The organism is Micavibrio aeruginosavorus ARL-13 (assembly GCF_000226315.1).
Classification (GTDB): Bacteria; Pseudomonadota; Alphaproteobacteria; order Micavibrionales; family Micavibrionaceae; genus Micavibrio; species Micavibrio aeruginosavorus_B.
Genome location: NC_016026.1, coordinates 1,774,603 through 1,796,442 on the forward strand (window position 1 = coordinate 1,774,603; position 21,840 = coordinate 1,796,442).

Below are 21,840 nucleotides of genomic sequence, written 5' to 3' on the forward strand. Positions count from 1 at the left end.
TTATTGATTTAATTGGTGGCCCCGGCCGGAATCGAACCGGCACGCCCTTACGAGCGAGCGATTTTAAGTCGCTTGCGTCTACCAGTTCCGCCACGGGGCCAGCCGGGTGATATGGGCGGTAGAAAGCCGGGGGCAGATTAGCGGGAAATAAGGGCGGTGGAAAGACGTAAAAGGGGCGGAATCCCCGGTTTTTACGTTACACCACGTCCAAATTCCGCCCATGCGACCCAACGCTGAGCGCGCGGGGTTCGTCGCCGTGGGCGCGGATCATGGCGATGATGTCTTGCGTGACCGTGTCCAAGCTGTCGCTGTTCGTGGCGCGCATGACGAGGGACAGGCCCAGAACGCCGCCGCGATAATGCGGATAGGACCCGATATCAACATCCGGATATTTGTTTTGCAGGGTGGTCAGCTCCTCCGCCACTTTGCTTTCGGGCAAGGAACAGGTGACGGTGTTGGACAGAAGCGGTTTGCCCGCCTGAATCTGGTTCAGGACATGGTCCATCATGGCCTGCATGATGCGGGGCACGCCGGCCATCACATGCACGTTTTTAATGATAAAGCCCGGCGCGCCGGAGACCGGGTTCGGGATCAGGGTTGAGCCCTTTGGCACCATGCTCATCTTCGCGCGCGGCGGGGTGAGGTTTTCGAGGCCGTAATATTCCTCCAGCACCGCGAACGCTTCTTCGTCGCGCTCCAACGGCAGGTCGAATGCCTTGGCCACGCTTTCGGCGGTAATGTCGTCATGCGTCGGGCCAATGCCGCCGGTGGTGAACACGTAATCGTAATCGGCGCTGAGCTGTTGCACCGTATTGATGATCTTGGCCTCGATGTCCGGGATCACCCGCACCTCGGCCAGCAGGATGCCGCGTTCGGTCAGCCGCTCGGCAATCCAGGGGGTATTGGCGTCCGTTGTCCGCCCGGACAGGATTTCATTGCCGATAATCACCAGCGCGGCCTTAAACAAATCGGGGTTTTCGTATTGCGGCATGGTTCAAAACTCGTAAAAAAGGCCGGAAAACGGCGGATTTCCCTTTGAAAGATTGTACTTGAGAGCCAATTATAGCATATTGGCCCCGGTTGCGGGCCAAAACACAACCCGCACGCGTAAACCGACAATAATTTATGAGCACATAATGGGCAAGAGCGCCGCACAATATTCCCCCGACGGGATCGAACTGCATGGACCGGAGGCCTTTGAAGGCATGCGCAAGGCCGGAAAACTGGCCGCCGACGTGCTGGACATGATCACCCCCCACTGCGTCCCCGGCGTCACGACCGAGGAACTGGACCGGCTGTGCCATGAATACATCATCGCCCACGGCGCCATCCCCGCACCGCTGAATTACAAGGGCTTCCCCAAATCCATCTGCACATCCATCAACCATGTCGTTTGCCATGGTATTCCGGGGCCAAAGAAATTGGTGGAAGGCGATATCGTCAATATCGACACCACGGTCATTCTGGACGGTTGGTATGGCGATACCAGCCGTATGTACATGATCGGCAAAAAATTGTCGGTGAAGGCCAGGCGTCTGGTCGATGTGACATACGATGCCATGATGGCCGGGATTGAAGCCGTAAAACCCGGCGCCACGCTGGGCGATATTGGTTACGCCATCCAAACCGTTGCCGAAAATGCGCGCTTTTCCGTGGTGCAGGATTTCTGTGGTCACGGTTTGGGCCGCGTGTTCCACACCGCGCCGTCCGTCTTGCATTATGGCCGCCCGAAAACCGGTGCCATTTTGGAACCGGGCATGATTTTCACCATCGAACCGATGATCAATGCGGGCGGATGGGAAACATTGGTGATGAATGATGGGTGGACCGCCATTACCAAGGACCGGTCATTGTCGGCCCAATTCGAACATTCATTGGCCGTCACCGAAACCGGGTTTGAAATTTTCACCCTGTCATCCAAGGGATACACAAAGCCCCCCTATGTCTGAGCCCGCGACCAAAGACAGTTCAGACAAAGAAGCGCCCCATTACCACGGGCATCGCGACCGTTTACGCGAACGGTTTGTGAATGGCGGGCCGGATTCACTGGCCGATTATGAATTGATGGAATTGCTGTTGTTCATGGCCATTCCCCGCCGCGATGTTAAACCGCTGGCCAAGGATCTGATCAAACAATTCGGCAGCCTGTCCGGCGTATTGAACGCCCCCATCAACGAATTGCAGGCCGTTGAAGGATTATCAGAAACATCCGCCATCATGGTCAAATCCATCGCCGCCGCCGGACACCGCATGTTGAAACAGGACATGATGAACAAGCCGGTTTTGAATTCATGGTCACGGTTGATGGATTATTTGGCGGCCAGCATGGCGCATGAACGGAAAGAGCATTTCCGCATTCTGTTCCTGAACCGCAAGAACGAATTGATCGCGGATGAAATTCAACAAAGCGGCACGGTGGATCACACCCCCGCCTACCCCCGCGAAATTATGAAGCGCGCATTGGAGGTCGGGGCCACGGCCATCATTCTGGTCCACAACCACCCCAGCGGCGATTCCCGCCCATCCGCCGCCGACATTGAAATGACCGACACCATCGTGGCCGCCGGAAAACCGTTTAACATCGTTATTCACGACCACATCATCGTGGCCAAAGGCGGCCACACCAGCTTTAAGAATTTGGGGTTGTTGGAAACATAACGAACACATCTCTCGTGTCATTCCCGCGAAAGCGGGAATCCATACGATGGACCGGATAATCACTATGGATTCCCGCTTTCGCGGGAATGACAAAAAAGCAGTTGAATAAGAAGGACGAATAAAATGATCCCCCGTTACACTCGCCCCGCCATGGCCGCCATCTGGGACCAGGAAAACCGGTTCCGGATTATGATGGAGATTGAAATTCTGGCCGCCGAAAAAATGGCCGATCTGGGCACCATTCCGGCGGACGTTCCATCCGCCTTGCGTGAACGGGCGAAATTCGATGTCGCGCGGATTGCCGAAATTGAAAAAGAAACCAAGCACGACGTTATCGCCTTCCTGACCAACATTGCCGAGCATGTGGGCGATGAGGCGCGTTTTATGCACCAGGGCATGACATCATCCGACGTACTGGACACGGCCTTGTCGGTGCAGATGACGCAATCGGCTGACCTGCTGATCGCCGGGCTGGACGCTGTTCTGGCCGCGTTGAAAAAACGCAGCATCGAACACAAAGACACATTATGTGTCGGGCGCAGCCACGGCATTCACGCCGAACCGACCACATTCGGCATCCGCCTGGCCGGGCATTACACCGCCTTCGCCCGTGCAAAGGACCGATTGGTCGCCGCGCGCGCCGATGTCGCCACCTGTGCCATTTCCGGTGCGGTTGGCACATTCGCCACCGTGGACCCGGCGGTGGAGGAATACGTTGCGGACCGGCTGGGCCTGCGCCCCGAACCGGTTTCCACCCAAATTATTCCGCGTGACCGTCATGCGATGTTTTTGGCCACGCTGGGCGTGATTGCATCATCCATCGAAAATATCGCCACGGAAATTCGCCATTTGCAGCGCACCGAAGTGCGCGAGGTTGAGGAGTATTTTTCAACCGGGCAAAAAGGTTCCTCCGCCATGCCGCATAAACGCAACCCGGTACTGTCCGAAAACCTGACCGGGCTGGCCCGCGTCGTGCGCGCGGCCGTTGTGCCCGCGATGGAAAATGTCACGCTGTGGCATGAGCGCGATATTTCGCATTCATCGGTGGAACGCATCGTTTTGCCCGATGCGTGCATGGCGTTGGATTTCGCGTTGCACCGCTTGGCGGGCTTGGTCGATAATTTGTTGATCTATCCAAACCGGATGATGGACAATTTGAATCGTTTGGGCGGGCTCGTCTTCTCCCAACGTGTGTTGTTGGCCATGACGCAAAAAGGTATCAGCCGCGAAGATTCATACCGTGACGTTCAGGCCTGCGCCATGAAGGTCTGGGAAAGCAACGGTACGCTGAGCTTGCGCACCGCGCTGGAGGACACCCCGGATGTGGCCCTGCACTTCACCACCGAAGAGCTGGACGCCCTGTTCGATTTTGCGCCCTATATCGCGCGGCGGGATGCCATCTTTGCCCGGGTCTTCCCCAAGGGTTAACTCCCAAAAGACTTAACATTATGAAAAACAAAGCCTTTTCAGCGTCTTGTTGAGAATGTTTTGCATTTAAATTATGATCAGACCCAGATTCGGACTAAACCGAACATATTATTCAGGGATGGGTTTCAATCATGTGGGTTTGCCTTTGCAATTCATTTAACGACAAGGCCGTCAAAGACGCCATTCAGACCTTTGCCCCCGATCGCATGATCGAGCGCAAGGATATCCGGGCGTTGTATAAACTCTGCTCTGGCGGGGTGGACCCCAATTGCGGCAAATGCTTACGCACCGTATTCGTTGAAATGGTCGATGCCCATAACGAGGCCATTGCCCAAAAAACCAATCCCCAAAAGGGCAATAACGGCGTTCAAATCGCCACCCCTGCCAACGATATGACGCCCCCAGCCGGGGCCGGCGGATGTGGCAATTGCCAATGCGATAAGGGCGGCCCCCGCTGCATCCCCGGTTAGTACCTAAGAAAAGCCTAATAAATACGGCCTTTTATTTTCCTGTGGTTTATTTCTCTCCTGTGTAATCCGGCCTTGATCCGGCATACGCGCCTGTGGCATTTCTGACCCCCTTGCACATTTCATCCTTTGTATGGAGAGGACTGAAGACAATGTTGAAACGTTTCACCCAGCTGATCGGGAGTATCGCGATTATGACCGTAGCATCCACCGCCGGCGCCATGGCGCAGGACGCAGAAAACACGCTGTATCTCGACCTGAAAGATGGCCGCGTGACCATTAAAATGTTCCCCACCGATGCGCCGAAACATGTTGAGCGCATCAAGAAACTGACCCGTGAAGGTTTTTATGACGGTATCGTCTTCCACCGCGTGATCGACGGTTTCATGGCCCAAACGGGCGACCCGACCGGCACTGGTACGGGTGGTTCGGATGAACCGGACCTGCCAGCAGAATTCAACAGCCGCAGCTTCAACCGTGGTGCAATCGGCATGGCCCGCACCAACGACCCGAACAGCGCAAACTCACAGTTCTTCATCTGCTTCGATGACTGCACCTTCCTGAACGGTCAGTACACCGTATGGGGCCAGGTCACGAGCGGCATGGAATTCGTGGACAAGATTAAACGCGGCGAACCGCCGTCAAACCCGGACAAAATTGTAAAGATGCAGGTTGCGGCGGATGTGGACGCCTCTGCCGAAAAACCTGCTGCCTCTGGTGCTGCGGCTGAATAAGCCACAGACGACCAGGCTGCCGAACAATGTCTCGCCGGCAGTGAACACTGATAAGTGTTAAGGCTCTCCTGCGTAACAGACCCCGCCCTTTCCCGGCGGGGTCTTTCTTTTGTCCCTTTGGCCCCACCCTTTCCCGGCGGGGTCTTTTTTTGATACACTCATGCCGCCCCACCATTCGTCACCCCGGCGAAGGCCGGGGTCCATACGCTCTATCCTATGGATACCGGCCTTCGCCGGTATGACGGGTTTTTAAATTCAGGGTCTTTCATGTCCAATAACAACTGGTGGCGCGGCGCGGTGATTTATCAAATCTATCCGCGCAGTTTTAAAGACAGCAACAATGACGGCATCGGCGATTTGCCGGGCATCATTGAAAAATTGGATTACGTCGCATCGCTGGGCGTTGACGCCATCTGGCTGTCCCCCTTCTTTAAATCCCCGATGAAGGATTACGGATACGATGTATCCGATTATTGCGATGTCGATCCGATGTTTGGCACGCTGGATGATTTCGACCATTTGATCAAACGCGCCCACGAACTGGGTATCAAAATCATCCTTGATCTGGTGGCCAGCCACACATCCGACCAACACACATGGTTTTTGGAAAGCCGTGAAGACCGCACCAATGACAAAGCCGATTGGTATGTCTGGGCCGACCCGAAACCGGATGGATCGCCCCCCAACAACTGGCAGGCGTTTTTCGGCGGCCCGTCATGGTCATACAATGTGCGGCGCGGGCAATATTACATGCACAATTTCCTGGAATCCCAACCGGATTTGAACATGCACAATCCGGCAGTGCAGGACGCCATTCTGGCGCAGTTCAAATTCTGGCTGGACCGCGGCGTGGACGGGTTCCGTCTGGATGTTGCCAATTGCTATATGCATGATCCGCTGCTGCGCGATAATCCGCCCGTTGATGATCCGAAACCACAGTTCTTCAACGTCGATTTCCCGACACCGTTTACGATGCAGGATCATATTTATGATTTTTCGCGTCCCGAAAACATTGTGTTCGTCAAACGTATCCGCGCGTTGCTCGACCAATACGACAACCGGATGAGCGTGGCCGAAATTGCGTTTAACAAAGACGGCCTGGGTGCCGGGGCCGATTACACGCGCGGCAATGACCGTTTCCACACGGCGTATAATTTCTCACTGATCAGCGGACAGAAGGCCAGCGCGTCCTATATCCGCGATGCACTGGAAGCCTATGCGGCCAGTGATGGCGGGTGGCCATCTTGGGCGTTTTCAAACCATGATGTGGTGCGTGTTGCCACACGCTGGGGCGGTGCCGAAAATACCGATAACCCAGCCTTTATCAAAATGCTGATCGCCCTGCTCACCTCCCTGCGTGGCACGGTGTTTTTGTATCAGGGCGAAGAATTGGGTTTACCCGAGGCCACGGTCCCCTTTGAAAAACTGAAAGATCCGTGGGGCGTTTATTTGTACCCGAAATGGCAGGGGCGCGATGGATGCCGCACCCCGATTCCATGGACAAATGATGCAATGGCCGGGTTTACCGGGGCTGCGGATACTTGGCTGCCCATTGCCGATGGGCAAAAACCATTGAATGTCGCGGCACAGGAAAAAGACCCGGCCTCACCGTTGCATTTCACACGCACCTTCCTGCGCTGGCGGAAAAATCATGCGGCGTTGGTCAGCGGCACCATCACATTCCACGACACACATCGTGATGACGTTCTGGCCTTTACACGGACGCATGATGGTCAGGCGATCCTTTGCGTATTCAACATGGGAGAAGAGCCCGTTGATTTAACCATCAACAGCCAGCCGGTCACATTACAGGGCTTTGAAGCTCAGTTTTCCGTCGATGGATCGGTTGCGTTTTCATCCAACCCCTGAGGCGCATAGTAACGCTGTGCTTCCTGCGGCGCGGGTTGCGGTTGTTGCGGCGCTTCTTGCTGAACAACGGCCTGGGCCGGCTGCGTCTCTTCCGGTAACGCGGGCATATTCGCGCGCTCTTCCGCCGTCAGCGCCATGGATTTCACCATCGGGATAAAACCACGAATAATTTTTTCCATCTTGTCGACATTGCTCAGCGGATCAGTCGTTTCAACGCGCAGGACGCATTCCTGACGATCAAAAATGTACAACGCCGCCATCACCTTCATGCGGAAAATTTTCTTCAGGATGTCACAGCGCAGCGGCGTTAAAAAACGCTGCATCAGATCGACATTATCACTGCGCACGCGCCAACCCGCGTCCCATTCGGTAATGCCTTCCGGCACCGTCACATCATCCAGACGCAACGCGCCGACCATCTCCGCCATGGATGCGGTACAAATCGCACCGGACATTGGCATCGCGCTGGACATCACCAGTTCAATCGCCGTCACAAACCGCTCACCGCGCGCGTCGTTCGCGGCCCGGCGTTCGGTGAACATATTCAAACGCAACCCGTCAATCGTACCTGTCACTTCCGGCGAGGCCAGCAAACGCCCCCCGTTGCTATATTGCAGTCCCAGCTTCGTGGCAAAGCTCCGCCACGCCCGTTTTTGGCTCATCAAAATTCGTGTTGACCAGAAAAATGCGCCCAACACAAAAGCGGACAACAAAAGCCAGAGCATAAACCAGATCATTCGGGGGCAACCTTCATTCGGCTTGGGAACATTATGGCCAGTTTACCGCGTCCCCCCTTCTGGGCCAAGCCCCCAATGAAAAAGCCCCGGTTTCCCGGGGCTTTTTCGGCAATTCGTAAAATCGGGCAGGATCAGGCCGCGACAGCGACCATGTCAACCTTGCCGGATTTGCCGACCGAAAAGCGCTCGCGCGCGATTTCATCGGCCACTTGCGCCGTGGTTTTACCCTCGGTTTCAGCCCGGGCAAAGATTTCCAGCAGGGTTTTATAGATGTTGCCAACCCGCATCATGGTTTTGTCATGCGTCGGGAAGGTGGCCGCGTTCGGCACATCGCTCCAGACATGTTGCATGCCCACGGCAATCACGCCGCCCGCATTCGCCACGTAATCCGGTGCATACAGAATGCCCTTGCCGGTCAGCAGTTTGGAATCGCGGTCAATCACGGCCAATTGATTGTTGGCACAACCGGCAACGATTTTCACGCCCGCGGACACCAGCAGATCGATGCTGTCCGGGGTAATATCACCACCCAGCGCGCACGGAGCATAGATGTCGGCTTTGTGTGCCATGATGTCCACGCCCTTGTCCAGAACGGCAAAGCCGTCTTCCTTGGCTTGGGCAATACGGCCATCGTCGATTTCGGATACGGTCACAACCGCACCGGCCTCGGCCAGATATTTGCACAGCGTGCGGGCCACGTTGCCATAGCCCTTCACCGACACGGTCAAACCGGTCAGATCATCGCGGCCCATTTTGTGTTTCACGGCGGCGCGAATGCTTTGGAACGTGCCATAGGCCGTGTACGGGGACGGATCGGCATGCGGGTAATCGGCCGGGTTCAACCCGTCCGGCATGGCATGGCCGCCAGCGACTTCAATCGGCAGACCCGCAACGTGACGGGTTACACCGCGTGCGATCAACATGTGATCAACGCTCATGCCCACATCTTCGGCGGTGACGTATTGGCCGTAAATGGCGTTCACGGCCTTGGCAATCGCCTGCATCATTTCTGCGGTCGGGTGACGTGTACCGGGTGTGCCGATGATCACGCTTTTACCACCGCCCAGCGGCAGATCGGCAACAGCGTTTTTATAGGTCATGCCGCGCGACAGGCGCAGCACATCGGTGATCGCCTCGTCATCATTGCGGTAGCGGGACCAGTAACGGCAACCGCCCAGCGCCTGGCCGCGCGATGTGTTGTGAACGGCAATGAATGCCTTGAACCCGATATCGGTATCCTCGGCCATGATCACGGTTTCGTGACCGTCAAACGCCGGGTGATCTTTCAGAGTGTCGGTCATCGTATTGATGGTCAGAGTCATCAATATCTCCTTTTAGATGTGAGAAATCCTTACTAAGCGCCCAGATCAACATAACCCCGCATATCCGTCACGATTATTCTGTTTTGCGGCGCGATAGCCTACGGCACGATGAAAGAGCGCGGGCCTTACGAAAAAGCACGTTTTTTAGACGTTTTACGCGCCCGTCGCGCAAGGATATGTTTCAAAATGATCGCGCGGAGAAATTATATTACCCCGCAATGCGGTATATGCAGCGCAACAACCGGCATCCCTCTGCATCCCTTTGGGACCGGATTTACAGGGCTAAAATAACGCGGTTTCAGAGTGCGATTCGCACGCGGATCAAACGGGGCGCGGTTGGAAAAACAGTGTCGTGTTGATGATGGTATCGGTGATGCGGCTTTTCCCGGCGTAATCATATCCGGCCCGGTCCAACGCATGTTCATCGGCTTGTTCATACAGCAGGGTGCGCACACCCTCTGCCGAACGCACGGCCAGACCAACGCCCGGTGCCGTATCACGCACGCGGGCCAGAACGTTATCCTTCGCGCTGACCAGCGCCGCAACCATCACCAGACCGGCACCGCTATAATCAAAATCTTCGCCGGACGATTGCACGACGTCAATTGAATCTTGCATCCCCAGCGCCGCAATCATCTTGCGTGAAAGCGCCACGGCATCCGCATCGGAATCGATGCAGATCATTTTCAAACCGGTTTGTTTATGCATGTCGATAGCGCTGAACGGCAACGGGCCCGCACCGACGAAGACAATCGGACGATCATCCGGCAGAACATTGGCCGTACGCGCGGCGTCAATTTCTTCGGCGACCAATTCAACGTAATTGTCGCGATAGATAAAGTGATCCAGATCAGCGTCGGTCAAAACATCCTGCGCGGCGAAATCCAGCGCGAAGAATTTTTCCATCTCGTATTCCGCCTGCGCCAGTTTGGGCAGGATCGCGTCACGTTTACTGACCACTTCGGGCATCGCCAGCAGATCGCACGTATCATGGCAATGACAATCCAGAACCGCTGCAACAAACGCCGACAGGCAGGAATTGATTTTTGGATTGCGGGGGGACAGGTCCTGTTCTGCCAACAACACATCATGCGCCGCACGGAAATGCGACAGCAACAGGTCATGATGCGAAACCGGAAGAGAAAGCGCCGTATTCTGTGCCATGGTTGGCCCGTACCTTCAAAGAAACACCCACCGCCTTCCCACACTCAGGAAATGCGAATGATTTTCATTTACAGGATCGGGCCCGTAAATGCAAACAGATAAAATGAGGTTTTAGATCAGGCGCCTAGCCGCAGCCACATCCGCCGCCACAGCAGCCACCTTGAGACGATTCGCCGTCTTCAGACGCCGCCTTGGCCCCGCCGCCACAGCACCCGCCCACAGACGGGGATGAATCATAATCATCGGAGAGTTCAACCGGGTCCGCTTCCTGTCCCACGCTTTCCAGCAGGGATTGCACACCGCTGACCAGCTTGTCCGGCAGACCAGCGCCCGGGTTTTCAGCATAGGCCGCCAGCAGACGTTCCAGCGATTCAACAAACGCCACGCCGTCTTCGCCCTTGCCGCCCTTCTCCATATAACCCAGCCACGCAATGCCGTATTCAACAACGCGGGACAGGACATCCAGATTGCCCATGACATCGTGGTCACGCGCCAATTCGGCGGCGGCCTTCATCGCGGCCAGTTCATGCGTCGGCAAATTCACCTTGCCCGCAATGAAGCGCGCCAGAATAACATCAACCATGACGCAGAAGGCCAATTGGCGACGGGTCAGACCAACCACACCATCGTCAAACCCGGCAGCGGCCAGAACATCGTTCATCACGGCCTTGCACACGGCGGAGGTCATCACATAGCGGTCCCAATCCGGGGCGGCCTGTGGCTCCGGCGCGATTTCAATCGCAAAATTCTGGGCCAGGCGGTCCAGATAGCTGCCCAGTGTGCTGGACGATTGATCATTGGCTATGGCGGCGGCGTTGGCGGTCATGGTGAAGCTCCTTATCAAGGCCCTGTTTATAGCACCGGGAAGAGCCCAAAAACCACAAAAATCCCCGTCCTTTCCCTTAACTCCCTCCCCCTTTCCTACGGGGGAGGGTCGAGGTGGGGGAGTGACCGGTCCGGGGCGGAAAAGTAAGGTTAAACAACACGACGGGCACGACGAACACGACGATATTTCGCACCAGATTCGTCGTGTTAAAAAATCGAAATCCCCTCACCCCAACCCTCTCCCAAAGGGAGAGGGAGTAAAAAGAAACAGAGGGCGACCCGTTTGGATCGCCCTCGTTCTGGTTCCAGATTATCCGTGCCTATCCCCGGATCGCGGTTTTAGTGTAACCGCATCCCCGTCCGGAAATCGCCTTCCAGCAGCATGGCTTCAGCCTTGGAAGCCACCAGCACACCGGGAGAGTCCTTTGGCGCATGGATATGGTTATCCGGCGTATCGGTCTGCTCCGTTGTTGCGGGGCGCAACGGTTGACCGTCATTCCGCTCCAGCGTGTCCACACGCTGGTCCAACTGATAAATCTGATCGCTGAAAAAGCCCGTCTGCTTGCGGATCGTTTCGAACCCGTGACGCAAACGTTCATAGCCGATGCCCAGCACCACGCTGGACCCGACCGTCATAACGGCGGCAAACACGGCAAAAGCCAATGCGACCACCAAAAAGGTTTCGACAGTGATTGTCATGACACCCACCTTCCCCTTTCATCCTGGAGGAGTATTTGGCGACAGGTTTACAACGTGAATAAAAGGCAGTTCGCAAAACCCGAATTGAAAGCAACTCAACTCAACCTGTCTGGATTTTTGCGATCCGCAAACCCCGTGGATCAACGACCCTACAAAATTATGTTAAATCACTCTCGCTTAAAGCGACGTAACTTTTCAATCACACACGCGACAAATCAGAATCAAAACCATTTCAAAAATGGATCAATTTTGATGCAATTTTTTGAGATGCAAAAAATATGCGTTTTTATTGGGGTTTTCATACATCACCACCCTGTCATTCCCGTGAAAACGGGAATCCAGAAGACCGGGAAAATCTCTATCCAGCCCCTCTGTATCCCGGGTCAAACCCGGAATGACAAAAAATAAATCGCAATCCGCACACGCAAATTAAAAAAATCCCCGCCAAAAATCCGGCGGGGATTTGCAAAGTTGAAGAGGGTTGGCCCGCCGAAGGGAGACGGGCCATAGATACACAACGGAAAAACTATTTGCCCATCTTGGTGGTGAACACCTTGTCCGCTTCCTGCGGCGCGGGCTGAACAACGGGTTCTGGCTCCGGCATCGGCGGCGCAACAGGGGCCGTCACCGGACCCTTGGCTGGCATCATCGCGGCGCGCACATACATCACACCCTTGCCCGCCGTGCGTTCCATCGTATACGGCACCATGTTGGTCATTTCAACAGCTTCATACCCATCACACGCAGCCAGAAACAACATCGGCGCAGCGGCAGAAACCAGAATCAGAGTCTTAAAAGACGGCATGGGCAAACCCCCAAAGGTGAAAAATTCATCAGGCGGAAAAATCGAAGATCGTGCGAACGCACAAGCACAGTGTACACGCTGTGAATCTGAATGCAAAGGGGGGAGAGTTCTCGTTTTCTCATGCCCCATCCCGTTGTCAGGGCTTATCCTTATTGCCCTTGGTTGTCACGCCTGCTATGGTGGGCCCATTAATTTATATGGATAATACAATGTCATTCCGCACCGCGATTTTCTGCGCGGGCCTGCTGGCCTGCTTTGCCACCTCTTCTGCCGCACGCGCGGCGGATGCGTCCAATTGCGACATCGCCTATCAAAACGTGGCTCAGGATTATTGGGTGATCGTGCATGACATGATTCAATTCAAATCCATGTTCGATCATTACGACCGCATTTGCACCGAACACGCGCCAGACAAAATCGCCGCCCTGCAACCCACCGCCGATCAATTGCGCACACAGGTCAAACGCGACATCGACGATGCGCGTGCGGTGATGGCCTATCTGTTCGATCATAAATTCGCGGACATGGTTCCGGCATCGTGCAAAGACGATAAAAAATCACGTGACGGCACCAAGAAAAGCTTCCTGAAAAACATGGATGACAAAGCATCCATTACACAAAAACGTTTGGACAAAGGCTACGTCGCCAAAGGCAAGGCCGACCCCGCCCTCACCCTTTGCACCAATCTGGCACCGATGAAGGTGAAGGTTGAAAAACACCTGGGCCCCACACTGGACCACCCGCTGCTGGAAATGGCTACCCTGCACAGCAGCCTGATCCGCCACGCACCAAAACAACGCAAGAAAGCATTCGCGTTATATCGTGCGGCGTTGGAAGACGTGCGATCAAAAAAAGCGGAATAAGCTCAGACCAAAACCCGCAAGACAACATTCGCACTGTCCAGCTCCACCGCCTTCTGCGCGGATTTGGGGAGCGGGATACGGTGGCCGCGGCAGAACAGCATCAACGCCGCCGCCAGAAAGTCGCGGGAAAACTCAACATCAATCGCGGTTTGTTTGCGGTCATCGCGGATTTGCACCAGAACCTTGGCCGGATCGACTGGATGCACGATCACCTTGCCCACCGTGCCCGCCGGTGGTGGCTTCAATTCTTTCTGCACGCACAGGGAATAGAGGGCCTTATAGACCTCTTCATGCTCAAAAATAATCCGGCGGTCTTCGCGTGGCATATAAAATCTCAAATACAAATTTCAAATACCATTGTACGCGATTAACCGCGCCGATCAATGCCACCCGCTTTAATGATGACCGGCATCGTCCTTGGCCGGTTCCACACCATGCGTTTCAGCGGGTGCGCCATGGGCCACAGGGGCATCGTGTCCGCCCTTGGCCGATTGGATGAACATATAATGGCCCGCATAGGTCAGTCCCCAGAATAACGCCAGCACGAAAATCACGCCGGGCAGAACCTTTTTCGGGTCGGCGGGCGCATGATGATGTGAATTTTTTTCGTGAGCGTGGTCGTCGTGATGGGCGGTGTGGGCCATAAAATCCTCCAGAAACGGCAATCAACGGGATCGTAAATCACGCCCAGCCTATTGAAAAGCCTCGATTTTTCGCCTTATGCAAAATTTGCCTAAAATTTTAGATAAATACCACTAACACACTGATTTAAAACATAAAATTTGATCCATTGTTAAATGCCCTTTTACCCTTCCCCGCTATGGTGGGGGTAACGAAAAACGAAACAAACCTTTTGGGGCAAATAAGAAATGAAACACGGCTTTAACATGATCGCTTCGGGCAAACGGCAGCATATTGAGGGTGTACTGACGGGCCTGCGTCGTGAATTTAACAAGCTGGCACCGAACCCGGATCAACCGGGCGCAAAAGGTCCCCAACTGGTTCGCGAAACAGGCCGCGGGATGGACAGCAACGACTCCATCATGGGCACCCTGATTGCCGAAAGCTTTCTGGGTGGCGTGTATGGCGAAGCCGTGATGGACGCCCTGGGCGCACCGGATTGGGCCGCGCATCTGGATTACGGCAAGATGGTGGATATGTACGATACCTATAACCGGGACCGTGCATCCAGCCCGCAAAGCAACAGCGCAAGCGACCTGACCATGGTGGTGCAGCGCGCCCCTATGACCATGGATGAATTTATTGGCAAAGCCATGCGCAAAGCCTGGGCCGAAGATATGCCCGCCCGCATGAAGCTGGAAAGCAGCTTTGCCCATTTCAGCGCCATGCTGGACCGTCTGGAAGCCGCACAGTTCGACATGCCCGCACACAAAATGAAGGATTATGGCTTCCATAAAGCCGCATAAATATCCCCCTCTTGTCATCCCCGCGAAGGCGGGGATCCAGGGGACCAGGAAGAGATTACACCCTAATGGCTCTGGATTCCCGCTTTCGCGGGAATGACAACAGAGGGGCAGTGAAGGACAAACGGGGGAAGTACGGAAAATAAGAATAATAAGATGGTGTGGAATTGGGCGGATTGGCGACAATCCGCCCGCTTTTTTACCAATTTTCCACACCCGCCCTGTATGTTAGGATGCCGGCAACGCTTACTTTTTGGCCCTACCGATGAAAAATTTCAATACGACCCTATTACGCGAAAAATTTGTGATCCGGGATGCCTTTGCCAACAAGGGCAAGGATCTGACCGGGGAGAAAGCGCCCGTCATCGCCATGTCCAACCGCATGGTGATTCCGCTGATCAATCGCGATGGATCGGTGCATGAAAAATTTGTCATCCGCGCCCAGAACATGCACACCTGCGCCCGCATGGCGGCCAAGATCGTGCAGGAATTCCAAGACACCGGCCCCATCCTGAACCGTCAGGTTCCGTTTGATTGGGAATTTGCGTGGTTGTCGATCACCAAGGGGTATGAAAAGCAATTCAACCCCAACCGCTGGATCGCCGTGTATAACAAGGGCCGCGTCGTGTACGAAGCGGGCGACGCCGAACGCCACCCCTTCCTCGACATCATCGAACAATGCGATGCGCGCAACCAGGACAGTTACGAGAAAGCCGTATCCGTCGCCGAAGATGCGTTTAAACAAGCCGGCCGATTGGTCACCATTGAACATGATTCCAACATTGCACTGGTCATCACCGTTGAAAATGACGGTGAAATCCGCAATGGCGTGATTGTGCGCGGCCCCAACCGCACAACGACTTTCAATTTCATCGCCCGCGCCAAACGCGGCACGCCCGCCAAAGTGTCACAATGCCTGAGCGCCGCCGCCGCGTTTTTGGAAGGCATCCAGTTGGCATTCCAGGCCGGGTTCCTGCGTCAGAAAGAATTGTATGAATTGATCAGCCCGGCATCGGAAGAAGCCGCGAAAGCGCGCGAAGCCGGACAAAAACTGGGCCGCCTGAACGGTGCGATCCAACAGTTCGAACAACTGGCCGAAGTGTCCTATCGCCCCGAGCGCCCGGATTTCAGCGAGATGATGGACGCCGCCAAGGAATTCGCCAAAACCGCACTGGCCGATGAAATTCAACGCCGCGTGGAATCAGGTGACATTGATAAGAACGAGTGGGTGACCTGACGTTTCTCACCATCCCCCGCCCCTCTCCCACGGGGAGAGGGTTGTGCAGGCTTTGGCGCACAGCGCCTTAACCGGAACCGGGTGAGGGGGTACGATGCACAACGAAAAATTCGCAACCCTCTGCCCACCCACGCAGCCCCTCACCCACGCGGCTATGGCTTTTCTTCCAGAAAAGCCAAGCCTTGTTGCCCTCTCCCTTTAGGAGAGGGATTTATAAGGCCTGCTTAAGACGGCTTGGCCGAAGGATTGGCCGATGGTTTGATCGGCTTTTGCTCGACCACCGCCGCTGGGCTTGCCGCAATATCCTGCGCGTTGACCTGCGCTTCCGCCACTTTCGGGTGGACGTTGGTGTTCGCGGCCAGTTCCTTGCGTTTCAGATATTCATACATCGGGCCATTGGTTTTATACGGCACACGACCCGTCGGGCAGAAATGCGCACCGGGGCCCAAATGGGCTTGTTGATCGTCAAAGAAAACATGCGGACGGTACGCGGCCAACCAATCAGATTTGGCGGCGCCGGATACATACGCACAATCACCGTTGAAATCGATGCCGTGATCCAACGCCGTGGCAATGGCCCGTGCACGCGCTTCCGTTCCGCGCGCGGTCAAGAGGCTGAGCGAGAACGGAGCCTCCCCTTTCGGGAATTGTGCGTTCAGCTGTGTCAGCTTGGTCAGCAAGGCGGTAAACGGGCCCTGCTCTACCGGGCTGCCCATATCGCGTTTTTCACCATCGACGTAAATTTGCAGCCCTTCTTCCGGCGTTTTTCCGGTATCCAGCGCTTCGCGATAACGCACTTCGGCGCTGTCGCCAAAGGCCACGGCATCGCCGTCAACGACGATATGGATCGGGTGCAAATCGTGGTCGAAATCATATGTGCCTTGCGGCGGAAAATTCATCACGGCGGCGGCAATGCCCAGATCAATCGCGGCTTGTGCATCGGAATCACTGCGTGTCAGGAACAGATCGGTTTTGAACGCACGGTGCGCTTTCTCCGATACCGGGCCACCCGATGTGCTGGTGCTATAGGTCAGGGCCGCAGCCAATGCGCTGGCGTTCAGATTTTTTTCGAGAACCAGACCGGTATCAATCGTGTCCTTGGCCGACATACCCAGCTCGACCAGCGGTTTACCCGCTTTTTGATTCAAACGATTGAGTGCCAGAGCCATATCGAACAACGGCCCCTTGTCAAAACGGCGGCAGCCCAGTTCAGGATCGCGGTCTGCCTCATACGCGCCGGTGCAGAGCATGTAGTCGCGGTACCCATCAACGCCCTTTTCTTTGAAAACCTGATCGGCTTCCTCCAGATCCAGCAGCACGCGGGAGCTGAAAAGAATGCGGATATGACCCATCGGACGCGGCATGGCGAACCCCTTAAATCCTGTAAACCCTGTTTTTCTTGTTATAGGCCCGTACCCTAGAATAATTGCGATAAGGCACACAAGGATTTCTTAAAACCACCCCCGGATTCCCGGGTTATCCACGGTTTTTGCGCGCTTGCATATTAACATAACCAAATAAACTTGCCCCACCGTCCGGCATTTGCTATGCCGCTTGGTCATATTTCAATAATGAATCAGGGATACAGGGACTTTTGAGCCATGCGCAATTTCGACATCGAACAGGCCCAAGCCATCTACACCAATGCGCTCAAATACCCGCAAGGCGATGCGCATTACGACAGCGTGAACAGAATTCGCGAACATTTATCCGATGCCGGATATGACCTGAACGATGATGCGACCTATGCCCTGCTCGACAAAGGCCTGACCAAGGCGAAGTTTGAAGAACAAGCCTTCATCGCCACGACCCACATGATCACAAAAGCGTTTATGAGCACACAAACGGTCGATACCCGCAATTATGGCGGATGGCTGGTTCCCGGTCGCCGCTATTACGGGATAGAAAACTTGTTGCGCCTGTTGAACGAACACGCCGCTACAATCGAAAATCATTCCGACACTATTGGAACAGATCGTTACCACAACGCCCTGCTCGATTTTGTTATGACGGAATACAGAAATGGCGGATTGCAAGAATATCAGGCCACATTGAAAGTCGATTATGCGGTTCGCACGTTTCACGACCTGCAGGAATTGACCAAAGAGGTATTGAACGCAAAGGACCGGGGCACGCTGGACCATTATTTGCGTCAGGCGACAGACAGTGCAAAAACACTCGATAATTTGATGGCTGATTTTAACAAGGCGCAGAAAACGGAAGTCTTGGAACGTACGGATCAAACCGAAAAGACACTGAAAAATTCTCGCAAGTCGCTGGCCCTCACCTTCGCCCGCTATGCGGTTACGCATGACATCGTCCCGAAATGGGAGCCGGTTTTCCTGGGATATCAACGTGCGCTGGAAGAACTCGATGATGCCGGCGTCAATCTGAACGCCAAATCGACCTTTAAGGCCATCGGCATGAATGCTCAAACGTTCTGGGACAATTACCGCAAGCAGGTTGAATGGATGAATGAATCTGGCCGCAACTACGGCCAGCGAAAAATCTACAGCCCAACGCCAAAGCCGTAAGCGGGCACAACATGGCCGTATATTCGATCCACGACATCATCCGTGAAAACCCCAAGTGCACCCCATGGAAACGGGCCTTCGCGCTGGTGGCGCGCGGGCATTTCGTGATTGATCCGGATTTCCCCGATTTTTATATCGAAGACAAAGCCATTGACGACGCAGCCAACCGCCGCGCTTATCAAACCCATGGTGACCGGGTGTTCAGCCATCGCTACATGAATTTGGTCAGTGAGATCGTGCATAACGGCATGGACCAGATCAATGCCCGCACCGAAAGCGTGGTTCGCACCCTGATCCACCGCAACATCAATGCGGAAATCAAATTCGGCATTCCCCTGCCCGGTATGCGCCGCGTGAACCCGGCTATTGCCGCCGCCGAACTGGCATGGGTGTTGATGGGGACCGAGGATATTTCGTGGTTACAAAAACACACGAAAATCTGGGACAAATTCGCCGTGGATGGCAAGGTTGACGGCGCGTATGGCCAACGCTGGCGCAATGAATTTGGCCGCGACCAATTGGCCGGGGCCATTGATGTCCTGCGCCGCGAACCCTCCAGCCGCCAGATCATGGTGTCCGCATGGCATCCGGGGAAAGATGGGCTGAACGCGCACAGCAAGGCGCTCGTCCCCTGCCCGGTTGATTTTACGATGCAGGTTTTAAACGACCGCCTGAATATCGCCGTCCATATGCGCAGTTCGGACGTGGCCGTCGGCCTGCCCTATGACACGATGTTTTATGCGTTGTTGCTGGATGCGCTGGCGTGCGAGACAAAATTGAAACATGGCAAGCTGACCATGAATTTGGACCATGCGCATATTTATGAAACGCATATGAATGATATGAAGACGCTGCCGCATATCACCGCATCAACCATGGAATTGCCCGGTTATTCGATTTCGAAAATCATGCAAAATCCGGATGCGTATGTGCGCCGGGTTAAGACCTTGGCCGCACGCGCGTACCAGCCGGATTCATCGTTGAAATTATCCGCTGTCGCCGCCCCTAAATTATAGGGCCAGCTTGCGCACATTCCGCGCCAGATCGGAATGGGGGGACAGATGGTCGCGCATGGCGCGGAGATAATCCGGATCCGCCGCAAACCCCAGCCATTTCAATGGCAGATCATTCGCCGCATCGTTGTACTGGTACCGCAAGTCGGGTTTTGTTTCGATATCGTATGTAATATCGTCACGAATGGGCGGGCCAACATAATCACCAACATTGTACGATGGCGTCGGCAAAACAACACGCAGCCCCGTATCATCATTGGCAACGGCCAGATTGCTGGTGCCAATTTCGCAAGCCCCGCCATAGGTCACAACCAATTTTGTGCCCGCCTGTTTCAAACGATCCTGCCATCCTTCATAGGAATGGTGCGGGCTTAAAGCCGGGCCAAAGAATTGATGGAAGTTTTCCGCCCCTTCGGCACGTTCATGCAATTGCGGGGAATATGTTGTTGTCATGCGATACATGTGACGCGCGGGAATAAACGCGACAAACACCATATCCGCCTGTTTATCCTCGGCCAGAAAATCGCGGCCATCACGGAAATTGATGCGATCCAATTCAAAATCCGGATCAATCATAAACCCACTGCGCAGCAGATATTCCATGATCCGAGTCAGGCGGTCGCTGTCCACACCCGTGCCGCCCACGTCCAATTCATAGGCACCGACAACAGCGATGGTTTTCAAACGGGGAAGATCGGGATTACGGGCGCACATTTGCGCACACATCCGACGGGCCTGCGCCTCGTCGGTCAATGCAACCTTGTTAAATTCATCGCGCCATTGGGTCATGGATGGGGAGACTACACGATTCTGGAAAATTATACAAGAAAACACAAAGCCAGCATAAAGCCATTTTTTTAAGCTTTATCATATAGATAGATAAAATCAATTTATTGACATAATAACTAAGCGTGTGCTATTGTCCCCTCTCGAAAATGCAACAGGACGGTATCACATGCGGATTTCCAAGTTTGCCAAATTCATCCCGCCATTCCTGCTGGGGTCTGCTTTATTGTCCGTCGCCACCCATCTTGTACCCGGCATCGTCAGCACGCCCGTAGATGATTACATCAAAGACAATGACATGCCTGCGGCGTATCTGGATCTGTTTCACGTCAAAAACACGCGCATCTATCATCGCTACAACCCGCTTTATCCTTTCCATCTTGGCGGGCTTGGGACACGCATCGTCATAGAAGAAGCAAAAGAGCTTGATCGCCCGGCGGACAAAGCGGTCGCCTATGGCCTTTCGGTTCCGGCGGGATATTATTTGGCATTTGACAGGATGTTCTCCACATTCATTCCGCCATATCATTCAATTGACGCGTTTAGTATCAAAAACACAGGATCGCTAAACGAAAGAGCGCACTTCGTCCGCCCGCCCGGCGCGATTGACATGGACGATACGATCGAAGCTTTTACAAAATTTGATGATGTGTCCTATCAATCCAAAACCGATCCCAAAACACTGGCGCAATTATTCAAGGAATATATCTTTTTGCATGAATTGCGCCACGGCGATCAGGACCGCAAAGCCCACGATTTATCAAACGAAGGCGATGCCGATGTTTATGCCCTGAAGGCCTTGGCCTACGCCCACCCTGATAAAAAAGAGGCCATCAAAGAAATAAACGACCTCACCTATAATTTGCGCGTCATCAATGGCGCAAAAGGTGGCTTTGTCCATGCCACATCCGACATTATTGCGCATGGGGAAACATCCTACCTCAGCGCTGCTGTCGAACAACGTTCAATGTCGAATTTGCATTATATCTTGAACGACTTTGTTGAACACAACAAAAAGGAATTGTCTTCCATCGACACTAAAATTGAAAAGCGATATCACGTCGCCAAGGCAATCGCCGGTATGCCGGACATTCCGGCCCTGCCGCATTTAAAACGGCTGGCGAATGAATTTACACAATCGGTTGAATTTTTTAACGCGCGCAATGCAAAACCGCTTTTGCAAGAACCCGAAAAATATAAAACGCTGGATTTGGAGGCGATGGAGAAAACATATATCCCCGCCCCCAATCTCATCCCAACATCGTAACAATAAAA

23 protein-coding genes and 1 tRNA gene are annotated in these 21,840 nt (G+C 54.3%); 12 read left to right on the top strand and 12 right to left on the bottom strand.

The window, feature by feature from the left end; translation table 11 throughout:
• Nucleotides 1–13: 13 nt before the first annotated feature.
• Together MICA_RS08425 and MICA_RS08430 are read right to left on the bottom strand one after the other, a co-directional pair.
• A tRNA-Leu gene (locus MICA_RS08425) sits at nucleotides 14–100 on the bottom strand.
• 96 nt (nucleotides 101–196) lie between these two features.
• Entirely contained in the window at nucleotides 197–991 is a 795-nt protein-coding gene (locus MICA_RS08430; protein ID WP_014103315.1) for a competence/damage-inducible protein A, read from the bottom strand.
• A 145-nt stretch (nucleotides 992–1,136) separates the two neighbouring features.
• Between MICA_RS08430 and map the strand changes: the two genes are divergently transcribed.
• The 6 genes from map (at nucleotide 1,137) to MICA_RS08460 (ending at nucleotide 7,156) form a co-directional block, all read left to right on the top strand.
• Complete coding sequence (gene map, locus MICA_RS08435; RefSeq protein WP_014103316.1) at nucleotides 1,137–1,949, top strand: type I methionyl aminopeptidase; 813 nt, start codon at nucleotides 1,137–1,139, stop codon at nucleotides 1,947–1,949.
• Nucleotides 1,942–2,658 (top strand): RadC family protein, encoded by a 717-nt coding sequence (gene radC / locus MICA_RS08440; RefSeq protein ID WP_014103317.1) that lies wholly within the window; start codon nucleotides 1,942–1,944, stop codon nucleotides 2,656–2,658. The genes map and radC overlap by 8 nt, the downstream gene beginning before the upstream one ends.
• A 123-nt stretch (nucleotides 2,659–2,781) precedes the next feature.
• Nucleotides 2,782–4,086: an adenylosuccinate lyase gene (gene purB / locus MICA_RS08445; protein ID WP_014103318.1), complete on the top strand. Its 1,305-nt coding sequence runs from the start codon at nucleotides 2,782–2,784 to the stop codon at nucleotides 4,084–4,086.
• A gap of 131 nt (nucleotides 4,087–4,217) precedes the next feature.
• Nucleotides 4,218–4,556 carry a hypothetical protein gene (locus MICA_RS08450; RefSeq protein WP_014103319.1) on the top strand — a complete coding sequence of 113 codons (339 nt, stop codon included), beginning with the start codon at nucleotides 4,218–4,220 and terminating at the stop codon, nucleotides 4,554–4,556.
• A 191-nt stretch (nucleotides 4,557–4,747) separates the two neighbouring features.
• Nucleotides 4,748–5,287: a peptidylprolyl isomerase gene (locus MICA_RS08455; protein WP_407635805.1), complete on the top strand. Its 540-nt coding sequence runs from the start codon at nucleotides 4,748–4,750 to the stop codon at nucleotides 5,285–5,287.
• Between the two features lie 267 nt (nucleotides 5,288–5,554).
• The gene (locus tag MICA_RS08460; protein ID WP_041793969.1) at nucleotides 5,555–7,156 is read left to right on the top strand and encodes an alpha-glucosidase family protein; all 1,602 of its coding nucleotides are present in this window, start codon (nucleotides 5,555–5,557) and stop codon (nucleotides 7,154–7,156) included.
• Here the strand turns inward: MICA_RS08460 and MICA_RS08465 are convergent.
• The 6 genes from MICA_RS08465 to MICA_RS08490 all read right to left on the bottom strand — a co-directional run bounded on the left by MICA_RS08465 (nucleotide 7,111) and on the right by MICA_RS08490 (nucleotide 12,708).
• Nucleotides 7,111–7,893 carry a hypothetical protein gene (locus tag MICA_RS08465; RefSeq protein ID WP_014103322.1) on the bottom strand — a complete coding sequence of 261 codons (783 nt, stop codon included), beginning with the start codon at nucleotides 7,891–7,893 and terminating at the stop codon, nucleotides 7,111–7,113. The genes MICA_RS08460 and MICA_RS08465 overlap by 46 nt on opposite strands.
• Nucleotides 7,894–8,024: 131 nt before the next feature.
• Complete coding sequence (locus tag MICA_RS08470) at nucleotides 8,025–9,215, bottom strand: Glu/Leu/Phe/Val family dehydrogenase (RefSeq protein ID WP_014103323.1); 1,191 nt, start codon at nucleotides 9,213–9,215, stop codon at nucleotides 8,025–8,027.
• A gap of 321 nt (nucleotides 9,216–9,536) precedes the next feature.
• Nucleotides 9,537–10,379: a nicotianamine synthase family protein gene (locus MICA_RS08475; RefSeq protein WP_014103324.1), complete on the bottom strand. Its 843-nt coding sequence runs from the start codon at nucleotides 10,377–10,379 to the stop codon at nucleotides 9,537–9,539.
• A gap of 124 nt (nucleotides 10,380–10,503) precedes the next feature.
• Nucleotides 10,504–11,205, bottom strand: coding sequence for a hypothetical protein (locus MICA_RS08480; protein ID WP_014103326.1), 702 nt, complete (start codon nucleotides 11,203–11,205; stop codon nucleotides 10,504–10,506).
• Between the two features lie 338 nt (nucleotides 11,206–11,543).
• Nucleotides 11,544–11,903 carry a hypothetical protein gene (locus tag MICA_RS08485; protein WP_014103327.1) on the bottom strand — a complete coding sequence of 120 codons (360 nt, stop codon included), beginning with the start codon at nucleotides 11,901–11,903 and terminating at the stop codon, nucleotides 11,544–11,546.
• A 526-nt stretch (nucleotides 11,904–12,429) separates the two neighbouring features.
• Entirely contained in the window at nucleotides 12,430–12,708 is a 279-nt protein-coding gene (locus MICA_RS08490) for a hypothetical protein (RefSeq protein ID WP_014103330.1), read from the bottom strand.
• Nucleotides 12,709–12,917: 209 nt separating this feature from the next.
• On the opposite strand from MICA_RS08490, the gene MICA_RS08495 reads away from it, so the two are divergent.
• Nucleotides 12,918–13,571: a hypothetical protein gene (locus MICA_RS08495; RefSeq protein WP_014103331.1), complete on the top strand. Its 654-nt coding sequence runs from the start codon at nucleotides 12,918–12,920 to the stop codon at nucleotides 13,569–13,571.
• Between the two features lie 2 nt (nucleotides 13,572–13,573).
• Here MICA_RS08495 and MICA_RS08500 read toward each other — a convergent pair whose 3' ends face one another.
• Nucleotides 13,574–13,897, bottom strand: a complete 324-nt coding sequence (locus MICA_RS08500; protein WP_014103332.1) for a hypothetical protein — start codon at nucleotides 13,895–13,897, stop codon at nucleotides 13,574–13,576.
• 69 nt (nucleotides 13,898–13,966) lie between these two features.
• Nucleotides 13,967–14,215, bottom strand: a complete 249-nt coding sequence (locus MICA_RS08505; protein ID WP_014103333.1) for a hypothetical protein — start codon at nucleotides 14,213–14,215, stop codon at nucleotides 13,967–13,969.
• A 225-nt stretch (nucleotides 14,216–14,440) separates the two neighbouring features.
• Between MICA_RS08505 and MICA_RS08510 the strand changes: the two genes are divergently transcribed.
• Together MICA_RS08510 and MICA_RS08515 are read left to right on the top strand one after the other, a co-directional pair.
• Nucleotides 14,441–14,998, top strand: coding sequence for a hypothetical protein (locus MICA_RS08510; RefSeq protein ID WP_014103334.1), 558 nt, complete (start codon nucleotides 14,441–14,443; stop codon nucleotides 14,996–14,998).
• A 262-nt stretch (nucleotides 14,999–15,260) separates the two neighbouring features.
• The gene (locus MICA_RS08515) at nucleotides 15,261–16,232 is read left to right on the top strand and encodes a hypothetical protein (RefSeq protein ID WP_014103335.1); all 972 of its coding nucleotides are present in this window, start codon (nucleotides 15,261–15,263) and stop codon (nucleotides 16,230–16,232) included.
• A gap of 224 nt (nucleotides 16,233–16,456) precedes the next feature.
• Here MICA_RS08515 and MICA_RS08520 read toward each other — a convergent pair whose 3' ends face one another.
• Nucleotides 16,457–17,596 carry a 5'-nucleotidase gene (locus MICA_RS08520; RefSeq protein WP_014103336.1) on the bottom strand — a complete coding sequence of 380 codons (1,140 nt, stop codon included), beginning with the start codon at nucleotides 17,594–17,596 and terminating at the stop codon, nucleotides 16,457–16,459.
• A gap of 237 nt (nucleotides 17,597–17,833) precedes the next feature.
• On the opposite strand from MICA_RS08520, the gene MICA_RS08525 reads away from it, so the two are divergent.
• On the top strand, nucleotides 17,834–18,766 hold the full coding sequence (locus MICA_RS08525; protein ID WP_014103337.1) for a hypothetical protein: 933 nt from the start codon (nucleotides 17,834–17,836) through the stop codon (nucleotides 18,764–18,766).
• Nucleotides 18,767–18,777: 11 nt separating this feature from the next.
• Nucleotides 18,778–19,782 (top strand): thymidylate synthase, encoded by a 1,005-nt coding sequence (locus MICA_RS08530; RefSeq protein WP_014103338.1) that lies wholly within the window; start codon nucleotides 18,778–18,780, stop codon nucleotides 19,780–19,782.
• Here MICA_RS08530 and MICA_RS08535 read toward each other — a convergent pair.
• Nucleotides 19,777–20,568, bottom strand: a complete 792-nt coding sequence (locus MICA_RS08535; protein WP_014103339.1) for a hypothetical protein — start codon at nucleotides 20,566–20,568, stop codon at nucleotides 19,777–19,779. The two genes, MICA_RS08530 and MICA_RS08535, sit on opposite strands and share 6 nt — an antisense overlap.
• Nucleotides 20,569–20,734: 166 nt before the next feature.
• On the opposite strand from MICA_RS08535, the gene MICA_RS08540 reads away from it, so the two are divergent.
• Nucleotides 20,735–21,832: a hypothetical protein gene (locus tag MICA_RS08540; RefSeq protein WP_014103340.1), complete on the top strand. Its 1,098-nt coding sequence runs from the start codon at nucleotides 20,735–20,737 to the stop codon at nucleotides 21,830–21,832.
• Nucleotides 21,833–21,840: the final 8 nt, after the last annotated feature.

Excerpts from the sequence above, each read along its gene's own strand:
- MICA_RS08430 (WP_014103315.1), bottom strand. The coding sequence starts at position 991 with ATGCCGCAATACGAAAACCCCGATTTGTTTAAGGCCGCGCTGGTGATT.
- map (WP_014103316.1), top strand. The coding sequence starts at position 1,137 with ATGGGCAAGAGCGCCGCACAATATTCCCCCGACGGGATCGAACTGCAT.
- radC (WP_014103317.1), top strand. The coding sequence starts at position 1,942 with ATGTCTGAGCCCGCGACCAAAGACAGTTCAGACAAAGAAGCGCCCCAT.
- purB (WP_014103318.1), top strand. The coding sequence starts at position 2,782 with ATGATCCCCCGTTACACTCGCCCCGCCATGGCCGCCATCTGGGACCAG.
- MICA_RS08450 (WP_014103319.1), top strand. The coding sequence starts at position 4,218 with ATGTGGGTTTGCCTTTGCAATTCATTTAACGACAAGGCCGTCAAAGAC.
- MICA_RS08455 (WP_407635805.1), top strand. The coding sequence starts at position 4,748 with ATGACCGTAGCATCCACCGCCGGCGCCATGGCGCAGGACGCAGAAAAC.
- MICA_RS08460 (WP_041793969.1), top strand. The coding sequence starts at position 5,555 with ATGTCCAATAACAACTGGTGGCGCGGCGCGGTGATTTATCAAATCTAT.
- MICA_RS08465 (WP_014103322.1), bottom strand. The coding sequence starts at position 7,893 with ATGATCTGGTTTATGCTCTGGCTTTTGTTGTCCGCTTTTGTGTTGGGC.
- MICA_RS08470 (WP_014103323.1), bottom strand. The coding sequence starts at position 9,215 with ATGACTCTGACCATCAATACGATGACCGACACTCTGAAAGATCACCCG.
- MICA_RS08475 (WP_014103324.1), bottom strand. The coding sequence starts at position 10,379 with ATGGCACAGAATACGGCGCTTTCTCTTCCGGTTTCGCATCATGACCTG.
- MICA_RS08480 (WP_014103326.1), bottom strand. The coding sequence starts at position 11,205 with ATGACCGCCAACGCCGCCGCCATAGCCAATGATCAATCGTCCAGCACA.
- MICA_RS08485 (WP_014103327.1), bottom strand. The coding sequence starts at position 11,903 with ATGACAATCACTGTCGAAACCTTTTTGGTGGTCGCATTGGCTTTTGCC.
- MICA_RS08490 (WP_014103330.1), bottom strand. The coding sequence starts at position 12,708 with ATGCCGTCTTTTAAGACTCTGATTCTGGTTTCTGCCGCTGCGCCGATG.
- MICA_RS08495 (WP_014103331.1), top strand. The coding sequence starts at position 12,918 with ATGTCATTCCGCACCGCGATTTTCTGCGCGGGCCTGCTGGCCTGCTTT.
- MICA_RS08500 (WP_014103332.1), bottom strand. The coding sequence starts at position 13,897 with ATGCCACGCGAAGACCGCCGGATTATTTTTGAGCATGAAGAGGTCTAT.
- MICA_RS08505 (WP_014103333.1), bottom strand. The coding sequence starts at position 14,215 with ATGGCCCACACCGCCCATCACGACGACCACGCTCACGAAAAAAATTCA.
- MICA_RS08510 (WP_014103334.1), top strand. The coding sequence starts at position 14,441 with ATGAAACACGGCTTTAACATGATCGCTTCGGGCAAACGGCAGCATATT.
- MICA_RS08515 (WP_014103335.1), top strand. The coding sequence starts at position 15,261 with ATGAAAAATTTCAATACGACCCTATTACGCGAAAAATTTGTGATCCGG.
- MICA_RS08520 (WP_014103336.1), bottom strand. The coding sequence starts at position 17,596 with ATGCCGCGTCCGATGGGTCATATCCGCATTCTTTTCAGCTCCCGCGTG.
- MICA_RS08525 (WP_014103337.1), top strand. The coding sequence starts at position 17,834 with ATGCGCAATTTCGACATCGAACAGGCCCAAGCCATCTACACCAATGCG.
- MICA_RS08530 (WP_014103338.1), top strand. The coding sequence starts at position 18,778 with ATGGCCGTATATTCGATCCACGACATCATCCGTGAAAACCCCAAGTGC.
- MICA_RS08535 (WP_014103339.1), bottom strand. The coding sequence starts at position 20,568 with ATGACCCAATGGCGCGATGAATTTAACAAGGTTGCATTGACCGACGAG.
- MICA_RS08540 (WP_014103340.1), top strand. The coding sequence starts at position 20,735 with ATGCGGATTTCCAAGTTTGCCAAATTCATCCCGCCATTCCTGCTGGGG.